Here is a 2,336-nt window from a genome sequence, read left to right on the forward strand (position 1 = left end):
CATCGATCGTTGGCGTTGCAACTTTATAAGTTGAGCCGTTATCCAAAGTTTGGGTCGTAGCGGCCTTGATTGTGTTACCAGATTCATCAACGTAGTTTACAGTAACATCGGATTGTTCAACAACTGGTGCATAAACAAAGGTTACTGTATTAGCACCAGCAACAAGCGTACCAGCAGCAACATTGCCGGATTGAACATCGCCGTCACCAATCTTGTAGCCTACGTAGGTATAGCCATCAAGACTTGGAGCCGTCAATGCGTAAGTACCACCAGCACGGGTAAAGGTTTTGTCAGTACCTTGAGTATATTGGTTAGGCGTAGCCAACGTTGTCCCATCAGCAGTCTGATAGTTAGCAACAATACCAGTATTTTCGGCGTAGACCAATACAATTTCATTATTAGTAGCAACCGAATCGACTGTACCAGTTAAGCCATTGTCACCAGGTTTAACGTTATTGCTTGCGCCATAAAGGGCATAGCCATCAATTGTTGCTGGGCTAATTGTAAAGGTAGTTCCAACCTTTCCACTCTTAGTTACACCACCAGCGATCTGAGTATACTTAGGGGTACCATCTGCATTAAAGCCAGTGATCACAACGTATGCCACCGAAACATCCTGTGCATCTTCAGCTGGTGTGGTAGTTGTTACATCAGTAGTTGTCTGAGCAGTGTAGTCCCACCCGTTCTGATACAAGACTGTATTTCCCGCCGCTTCAATATGAGCTTTATCATCAGCATTTGGAATATCGTTGATTGATAAATAATCACTATTTGAATTAGTATCATTAGTAGCCGTATATTCATAGTTAAACGTTAACGTGGTCGCGTTAATAACATCCTTAACCGGAACTACGATAGTGCTACCAGTACCAATAGTCACTGGGGTGTTCTGATTGATTTGATATGAAACAGCCTTCCAAGTTCCGTTCGCCGTTTCAGAACTACCTGCAGGAGCAATTGAGAATTGTCCGTTAGTTCTACCCGTATTCCAGTCAATTGCCTTGTTCTTGGTAAGCACGACCTGCATATCGTATGTTTGCCCTTTGACGGTCTTGGCAACCGTTGTGCCATCGACTTTCACATTGTTGGCATTAACATCATGACTAGCAGCTAACGACCCACTACCAGTAGCAACTGTTGAAGTTGCTTCAGAAGTTGAACCACTAGCAGCTTCAGAAGTTGTTAAAGTTGCTTCACTAGTAACCTTTGGCGTTGCACTAGAGGTCGGTGCAGTAACTGTTGGTGTTGCCTGTTGAACAGTCGCGGTTGTATCAACACTAGCGGCTCGTGACTGAACCTTAGCAGAAGTTGCAACAGCGGTTTGCGTTGTATCATTTTGACTGGCAACAGAACTGGCAGCACTTGTTGTTGAAGTAGCACTCTGTGTTGCAGCAGAAACTGTTGAAGTTGATTGACTAGTCGTAGAAGTTGCTTGGCTAGTCGAAGATGCAGAACTGGCATCCGAAGTAGCCGCTTGACTAGTTGCTGATGAACTGGCTCCACTAGTAACTTGTTCCGTTTTAGTTTCATTTGCTGGTGTTGTATCAGCAGATGCATTGACGTTGGCAAATACTAGGCCGGCAGCTAAAGCTAACGTAGTTGCACCAGCGCAGACCCAGCGTTTACCGTCTTTATACATCTTTACCCGATAAATTGAATCACCGGTCACTTTTTGATTATCTTTTGACATATGGATTCCTCCCCAAGCACTCACGATTTTTTTGGCCTCATGTAAAATGATGGGTGACAAATCGCTTGCCAGCCCATCATCTTAGTCACGCGTCTATCGTATTGTGCTTATTACACCATAAATGGTTTTGTTGGCATTTCAGTTTTAAATAACGTATTAGCCCTTAATGGCTTTGATTACGTTCAAGATAAAACTGTGTAAGCCACCAAAGATGTCATTTGAAACACTTGATGAATACGATGATGTGTGTGTTCCTGGTAAAATATGAAAATCATTGAAAAAGCTCATGATCTATTCCCCTTTTAATTGGTTAATTAATTAGCCTTTAATAGCTGCAATTACGTTCAGTACGAATTGATAAAAAGTACCCAATGGTTGGTTGCTTACATAACTCGTATGCGTTGCAGTATGTGTACCTGGTAAGAAATGCAAATCAGAAAAGAAACTCATAATACATATCCTCCTCTATTATCTAGATAATATCAAGTCATTAATCAATTAATTGATTAATATATCTGTTCGATCGATTAGCCCTTGATTGCTTTGATCAAGTTTAAGATAAAGCTGTGGAATCCACCAAAGATATCATTCGAAACACTTGATGAATATGATGATGTATGGGTACCTGGTAATACGTGAAAATCGT

General features: G+C 41.7%; 3 protein-coding genes. All 3 read right to left on the reverse strand.

Features of this window, described 5'->3' with window-relative positions; translation table 11 throughout:
- The coding region (locus MMY95_RS15410) for a MucBP domain-containing protein (protein WP_241277807.1) at positions 1 to 1,690 on the reverse strand (1,690 nt) is incomplete at its 3' end.
- A gap of 156 nt (positions 1,691 to 1,846) precedes the next feature.
- Entirely contained in the window at positions 1,847 to 1,978 is a 132-nt protein-coding gene (locus MMY95_RS16030) for a hypothetical protein (RefSeq protein ID WP_003645285.1), read from the reverse strand.
- A 30-nt stretch (positions 1,979 to 2,008) separates the two neighbouring features.
- On the reverse strand, positions 2,009 to 2,140 hold the full coding sequence (locus tag MMY95_RS16035) for a hypothetical protein (RefSeq protein ID WP_003645284.1): 132 nt from the start codon (positions 2,138 to 2,140) through the stop codon (positions 2,009 to 2,011).
- Positions 2,141 to 2,336: the final 196 nt, after the last annotated feature.

Source organism: Lactiplantibacillus sp. ME-2 (assembly GCF_022549155.1).
Lineage (GTDB): Bacteria > Bacillota > Bacilli > Lactobacillales > Lactobacillaceae > Lactiplantibacillus > Lactiplantibacillus plantarum.

What these genes read in the sequence shown, in the direction of transcription:
- MMY95_RS16030 (WP_003645285.1), bottom strand. Translation starts at nt 1,978, where the DNA reads ATGAGCTTTTTCAATGATTTTCATATTTTACCAGGAACACACACATCA.
- MMY95_RS16035 (WP_003645284.1), bottom strand. Translation starts at nt 2,140, where the DNA reads ATGAGTTTCTTTTCTGATTTGCATTTCTTACCAGGTACACATACTGCA.